This is a genomic window from Stenotrophomonas sp. Sm2128, assembly GCF_030985535.1.
Lineage (GTDB): Bacteria > Pseudomonadota > Gammaproteobacteria > Xanthomonadales > Xanthomonadaceae > Stenotrophomonas > Stenotrophomonas maltophilia.
The window spans coordinates 44,897-51,489 of sequence record NZ_JAPTFQ010000028.1 but is presented as its reverse complement, the minus strand read 5'-3'; the positions used below and the strand labels follow the sequence as shown (position 1 = coordinate 51,489).

The following is a 6,593-nucleotide window of genomic DNA, read 5'->3' as shown; positions in this document are numbered from 1 at the left end:
CCCCCCCCCCCCCCCCCCCCCCCCCTCCGCCAGATCCGCGCGCCCTGCCGGAAGGGGGGGGGGCCCCCCCCGTTCCCCCCCCCAAACCGGACCGGACCCCGAATTGATTCGATATCTGACAGAGATTCATCCACGCATGGCGTGGATCTACCGACCGTCATCGGGAAACTGTCGAGGGTGGGGCGGTGTGGCTGTGCAGGACCGTTGGCGCCATGGATGGCGCCATCGAGCCCCCAGGGATGGGTTTACGGCGTGTCCTGCACAGCCACACCGCCCCGCCAAACCATCAGCAATCCAGAGCCGCTTTGGCTGTTGCTTCGGCCGTTGCTTGAAGCCTCTGCAGGTGCAGGGCGCAGCCCTGCCGACCACCCCTCTACTTGACCTGCACGTCGATCACGCCGTCGCCAACGCGGGCCTGCAGCGCGTCACCGGGCTGCACCTGGTCGACCTTTCGTACCAGCGTGCCATCGTCAGTGCGGGTCAGGATGCTGTAGCCACGGGCCACGGTGGCCAACGGGCTGACCGCTTCCAGTGAACGCGCCAGTCCGCGCAGTCGCAGTGCATCGCGCTCCAGCAGGCGCTGCATCGCTGCCTGCGGCCGCCCGCGCAGGGCGGCGAGGCGGCGCTGCATCGCGTCGAGCTGGCGTTGCGGATGGTGCCCGCGCAGTACCGCGGCCGCATGGCGCAGGCGTGCGGCACGGCGCTCCTGCTGCTGGTTGAAGACCGCATGCAGGCGCCGGCCCAGATCGAGCTGGCGGCGGCGCAACAGGTCCAGCCGCGCCTGCGGGCTCTGTGCGTTCAGGCGCAGCAGGGCGCGGTCGGCACGCTGCATCGCCTGCTGCATCGCATGCCGTTGCAGCTGCACCATGCGCGCGGCCGTGCGGCGCAGGCGCAGGGCCAGTTCGCGCTGGTCCGGTACCAGCAGCTCGGCTGCCACCGACGGCGTTGGTGCGCGCAGGTCGGCGGCAAAATCGCTGAGGCTGAAGTCGGTTTCATGGCCCACCGCCGATACCACCGGCGTGCGGCTGGCGGCGATCGCACGGGCCAGGGCTTCGTCATTGAACGCCCACAGGTCTTCCAGTGAACCGCCGCCACGGGTCAGCAGGATCACGTCGTAGCGGCCACTGGCATCGGCGGCCTGCAGCAGCCGGGTGATCTGCGCCGCGGCGCTGCTGCCCTGCACCAGGGTCGGCAGCAGGTCGACCTCCAACAGCGGGAAGCGGCGGCCGAGCACGCTCAGCACGTCGCGCACGGCGGCGCCGGTGGGCGAGGTGATCACCGCCAGGCGCTGCACGTGCGCCGGCAGCGGCCGTTTGCGTGCCGAGTCGAACAGGCCTTCGGCCTCCAGGCGTGCCTTCAGCTCTTCGAACGCGCGGCGCAGCGCGCCTTCGCCGGCTTCCTCCATGTGGTCCAGCACCATCTGGTACTCGCCACGGGCGTCGTACAGGGTCACCTTGCCGCGCACCAGCACGCGCATGCCTTCGCGCGGCACGAACTTCAGGTACTGCGCCTTCATCCGGAACATTGCCGCGCGCAGCTGCGCACGCGCATCCTTCAGGGTGAAATACAGATGCCCGGAGGCGGGACGCGCCACGCTGCCCAGTTCGGCCTCGACCCAGATCGCCGGGAAGCTGCCTTCCAGCAGGTCGCGGGCCAGGGTGTTGAGCTGGCTGGGGGTGAGGATGTCGTTGTTGCGTGGCTGCATGGGAACGGCGTGCTGCGGGCGGAACGGGGGCTCAGGATCGCACGTCAGCGCACCGTGTGCTGGCCCAGCGCCCACTGCACGTGTTCACGCACCAGCGGCGAGGGATCATCGACGCGGGTATGCAACGCGGCCAACGCTTCGGCCGAGGACGGTGCATTGCCCAGTGCCACGGCGATGTTGCGCAGCCAGCGTTCATGGCCGCTGCGCCGGATCGGGCTGCCTTCGGTACGGCGCAGGAATTCGGCTTCGTCCCAGGCAAACAGCTGGTCCAGACGGGCAGTGTCGAGGTTGTTGCGCGCGCGGAAATCGGCTTCGTCGGTACGCTTGGCGAACTTGTTCCAGGGGCAGACCAGCTGGCAGTCGTCACAGCCGTAGATGCGGTTGCCGATCAACGGCCGCATGTCTTCGGGGATGGCACCGTCGTGCTCGATGGTCAGGTAGGAAATACAGCGCCGCGCGTCCAGCCGCTGCGGGCCGGTGATGGCCTGGGTCGGGCAGACATCGATGCAGCGCGTGCAGGTGCCGCAGTGTGCCGTGGCCGGTGCATCGATCGGCAGCGGGATATCGATGTAGATCTCGCCGATGAAGAACCAGGAGCCGCCATGGCGATCGATCAGACAGGTGTGCTTGCCGATCCAGCCCAGGCCGGCATTGCGCGCCAGTGCGCGTTCCAGCACGGGCGCCGAATCGACGAACACGCGGTAGCCCAGCGGTGCCACTTCATCGTTGATCTGCGTGGCCAGCTTCTGCAGGCGGTTGCGCATCAGCTTGTGGTAGTCGCGGCCCAAGGCGTAACGGGCCACGTAGGCGCGGCCCGGGTCGGCCAGGGTTGCCCAGGCTTCGGTGTCGTCCTTGTGGCTGTAGTCCATGCCCACCGAGATCACCCGTACGGTGCCGGGCAGCAGCTCGGCCGGGCGCGCACGCAGGGTGCCGTGGCGCGCCATCCAGTCCATCGTGCCGTACAGGCCCTGGCCCAGCCAGTCGGCCAAGTGCGCCTCGTCCTCGCCCAGCTCGATGCCGGCGATACCGCAGCGCTGGAAGCCATGCGCACGCGCCAGTTCGCGGATGCGCTGCACGGCCTGGGCCGGATCGACAGGGACGGGGGCGGGGGACATGTGCACCAGTATAAAATCCCTGCATGGTCAACCTTGCCGATCTTTTCGATTCCGCTGCCGCGCGTGCGCTTGATGCGCAGGCCTCGGCGCTGGCCGCCGAGGGTGGTTGGGGCCTGATGGCGCAGGCCGGCCAGGCCGCCTGGCAGTGCCTGCTGCAGCATTGGCCGGAGGCGCAGCGGATCGGCGTGGTGGTCGGAGCAGGCAACAACGGTGGCGACGGCCTGGTGCTGGCCCGCCATGCACGGAAGGCCGGGCGCGCGGTGACGGTGATCGCCTTGCCGGGCAAGCCACCGGCGACGTCGCTGGCACAGCGTGCAGCATCGGAATTCAAGTCCGACGGCGGCAGCACTGCCGATTTCGACGGCACGCTGCCCGAGGCCGACATCTGGGTGGATGCGTTGTTCGGCCTTGGTTTTGACCGCGCGCCGGAGGGTGCGGCGCAGGCACTGATTGCCGCGCTCAACGCGCAGACTGCGCCGGTGCTGGCGCTGGATGTTCCCAGTGGCGTCGATGCCGACCGTGGGGCGGTGCCGGGCGTAGCAGTGCGCGCTGCACTGACCCTGCAGTTCATCGTGGCGCATCGCGGGCTGTATTCCGGCGATGCGCTGGATCATTGCGGGCAGAAGGTCCTGGCGCCCCTGCAGTTGCCTGCCGCGGCCTGGCAGGGCGTGGTACCCGCTGCGGAGCACTGGACCCAGGCTCGCTTGCCGGCACTGCTGCCGCCGCGTCGTGCCAATACCCACAAGGGCGAATCCGGGCATGTGCTGTGCGTCGGCGGCAACCATGGCAGCGGTGGGGCCATCGCGATGGCGGCCGAAGCGGCACTGCGTGCCGGCGCGGGACTGTTGAGCCTGGCCACCCGGCGCGATCACGTCGGCCCGTTGCTGGCTCGGCTTCCCGAGGCGATGACCCATGCGCTTGAAGATGGCGATGTGCTGCCGGCGCTGCTGGACAAGGCCAGGGTGGTGGCGATCGGCCCCGGCCTGGGCCAGGACGAATGGGCACGCGCAATGTTTGCGCAGGTGCTGGACAGCGACAAACCGCTGGTGGTTGATGCCGATGCGCTGAATCTGCTGGCGCAGGATCCGCGCGCGCTGCCGGAGGCGATCCTTACGCCACATCCGGGCGAGGCCGCGCGTCTGCTCGGCTGCAGTACCACTGACATCCAGGCCGATCGCTACCGCTGTGCGCAGGCGTTGGCCGAGCGATTCCACGCCGTGGTGGTGCTGAAGGGCGCGGGCAGCATCGTGACGGCGCCCGGGCAGGTGCCACGGCTGATTGCTGCAGGCAACCCCGGCATGGCCGTGGGGGGCATGGGCGACCTGCTCACCGGCATCATTGCCAGCCTGCGCGCGCAGGGCCTGGCCGCCTTCGACGCTGCCGCCGCTGGCGCACTGCTGCACGCGCTCGCCGGCGACGCTGCGGCCGCCGACGGCGCGCGCGGCATGCTTCCCACTGATCTGCTGGTGCCGCTGCGGCAACTGGCCAACCCGGAACGCTCTTCATGACTGAATTCTTCCTTGCCGACAGCGAAGCCACCGAACTGCTCGGGCAGTGGCTGGCGGCGACCCGACCGCCCCAGGCGCTGATCGAACTGCGCGGCGACCTCGGCGCTGGCAAGTCCACAACGGCCCGGGCACTGCTGCGCGCGCTGGGCGTGCAGGGCGCGATCCGCAGCCCGACCTATACCCTGGTCGAGCGTTATCCGCTGGCCAGTGGCGGCGAAGCCTGGCACCTGGACCTGTACCGGATCGGCCAGGCCGGCGAACTCGATTTCCTGGGCCTGGACGAGGGCAGCGCGGTGTTGTGGCTGGTGGAATGGCCGGAACGCGGCGCTGGCGCGCTGCCGCCGACCGACCTGGTGGTGGCGTTGGAGATCGAGGGGCAGGGGCGCCGCGTCCGTCTCATCGGAGCCAGCGACGTCGGACATGAGTGGCTGAAGCGGCTTCCCCAAGGGGGCGACTTGCAGGCCATTTCTGTCGGCTGACGAGAACAAAGACCGGCAGGTTACGGATTATTAAGGAAAAAGGTGTTGCATTCCGTTCAGCGCGGTGATTGAATCCTGAGCCATGCGCCCGGGGAACCGTCTCATCGCTATCTGTGCCGCCGTCGGACTGGGTCTGGCGAGCGTCAGTGCGTGGGCCGGTGAAGTCCGCCAGGTCCTGCTGAATACCGGCGCCACCGGCACCCGTGCCGAGATCTCGCTGGTCGGCAGTGGCGGCTACAAGACGCTTTCTCTGGCCGGTCCGAACCGTCTGGTGGTCGACTTCCCTGACTCCAGCGCCATACGCAACCTGAAGATGCCGGCTGCGCAGGGCGTGGTCACGGCGGTGCGTACCGGACAGCCGGTGCCGGGCACCTTCCGTGTCGTTTTCGACCTCGCTGAATCGGTGGCGCCATTCCGCCCGCAGATGCAGCGGGAGGGCAATGAATCCAAGCTGGTGATCGAATGGCCGGGCGATGGCCCGGCCGTGGCCGCCAGCCGTCCGGCAGCGACACCGGCGGTGCAGCCGCAGGCACCGGTGGCCACGCCCGCGCCGACCCCGGCTGAAAGCGTACAGTCGCGTTCCGATGCCGCACGTGCGACCGCACTGCTGACCGCGCAGGTGCGGCAGCAGGCCAGTGCCACTGCCGCCGCACCGGCCACGCCGACCCCGGCGCCGTCCACCACGCCGGCCCAGGTTGCGGCGGCCGGTACCGTGGCCAGCAGCTCACCTTCTTCCTCGCCGGCCGCGATCCTGGCCGGCCAGCGCACCGCCGCCGTGGTGACCACGCCGCCGGCTACCGTGCCTGCACCGGCGCCGACGCCGGTAGAACCGCCGCGCCCGGCCATGCCCAGCGATGCCTCGCGCATCCGCATGCAGGCCGGCATGCGTCATCTGGTGGTCGCCATCGATCCCGGCCACGGTGGCCAGGATCCCGGCGCGATCGGCCCGACCGGCAAACGCGAAAAGGATGTCACCCTGGCGGTGGCGCGTGAGCTGGCCCGCCAGGTCAATGCGACGCCGGGCCTGAAGGCCTATCTGACCCGCGACAGCGACGTGTTCATCCCGCTGCCGATGCGTGCGCAGAAGGCACGTGCAAACAAGGCCGACATCTTCATTTCGATCCATGCCGACGCGGCCGAAAACCGTTCGGCCACTGGTTCGTCGGTATACGTGCTGTCGACCAAGGGCGCCTCTTCGCAGCGCGCCCGCTGGCTGGCGGACAAGGAAAACGCGGCCGACCTGGTGGGTGGCGTGCGCCTGCAGCAGACCGAAGGCACGCTTGCCAACGTGCTGCTGGACCTCGCCCAGAGCGGTTACATGAAGGCGTCTGAAGATGCCGCCGGCCACGTGCTGGGCGGCCTGAAGCGGATCGGCAACAACCACAAGCCGAACATCGAACGTGCGAACTTCGCCGTGCTGCGCACCTCGGACATGCCGGCGATGCTGGTGGAAACCGCGTTCATCTCCAACCCGGACGAAGAGCGCCGCCTGATCGACCCGGCCTACCAGCGCAAGATCGCCGGTGCCGTGCTCGACGGCGTGCACACCTTCTTCAGCCGCCAGCCACCGCCGGGCACGCTGTACGCAGCCCGTGCCCAGGCCGAGATCGACGCTGCCGGGACCATGGCCGGCGGCAGCAAATAACCCGCCGAAGGCAGGTTACTGCTTTCTGTAGCGTCGACTGTCAGTCGACTACGCGCGCAACGCGGGGTTTTCGGCGCCCGGCGGAGGGCAGTCGACTGACAGTCGACTCTACACGGGGCGGCTCCGCTATCATCAACCCAT

The 6,593-nt window shown here is 69.2% G+C and carries 5 protein-coding genes; 3 read left to right on the top strand and 2 right to left on the bottom strand.

Annotated elements, in window-relative coordinates; translation table 11 throughout:
• Nucleotides 1-373: 373 nt before the first annotated feature.
• Nucleotides 374-1,705 carry an exodeoxyribonuclease VII large subunit gene (gene xseA / locus O0K41_RS10300; protein ID WP_164223266.1) on the bottom strand — a complete coding sequence of 444 codons (1,332 nt, stop codon included), beginning with the start codon at nt 1,703-1,705 and terminating at the stop codon, nt 374-376.
• A 44-nt stretch (nt 1,706-1,749) separates the two neighbouring features.
• Nucleotides 1,750-2,820: a tRNA epoxyqueuosine(34) reductase QueG gene (gene queG / locus O0K41_RS10295; RefSeq protein ID WP_032966929.1), complete on the bottom strand. Its 1,071-nt coding sequence runs from the start codon at nt 2,818-2,820 to the stop codon at nt 1,750-1,752.
• A 23-nt stretch (nt 2,821-2,843) separates the two neighbouring features.
• On the opposite strand from queG, the gene O0K41_RS10290 reads away from it, so the two are divergent.
• The 3 genes from O0K41_RS10290 to O0K41_RS10280 all read left to right on the top strand — a co-directional run bounded on the left by O0K41_RS10290 (nt 2,844) and on the right by O0K41_RS10280 (nt 6,452).
• Nucleotides 2,844-4,328, top strand: coding sequence for an NAD(P)H-hydrate dehydratase (locus O0K41_RS10290; protein WP_123958833.1), 1,485 nt, complete (start codon nt 2,844-2,846; stop codon nt 4,326-4,328).
• On the top strand, nt 4,325-4,807 hold the full coding sequence (gene tsaE / locus O0K41_RS10285; RefSeq protein ID WP_164223263.1) for a tRNA (adenosine(37)-N6)-threonylcarbamoyltransferase complex ATPase subunit type 1 TsaE: 483 nt from the start codon (nt 4,325-4,327) through the stop codon (nt 4,805-4,807). Before O0K41_RS10290 ends, tsaE begins: the two co-directional genes overlap by 4 nt.
• An 82-nt stretch (nt 4,808-4,889) precedes the next feature.
• The gene (locus tag O0K41_RS10280; protein ID WP_164223260.1) at nt 4,890-6,452 is read left to right on the top strand and encodes an N-acetylmuramoyl-L-alanine amidase; all 1,563 of its coding nucleotides are present in this window, start codon (nt 4,890-4,892) and stop codon (nt 6,450-6,452) included.
• The last annotated feature ends 141 nt before the right edge of the window (nt 6,453-6,593 follow it).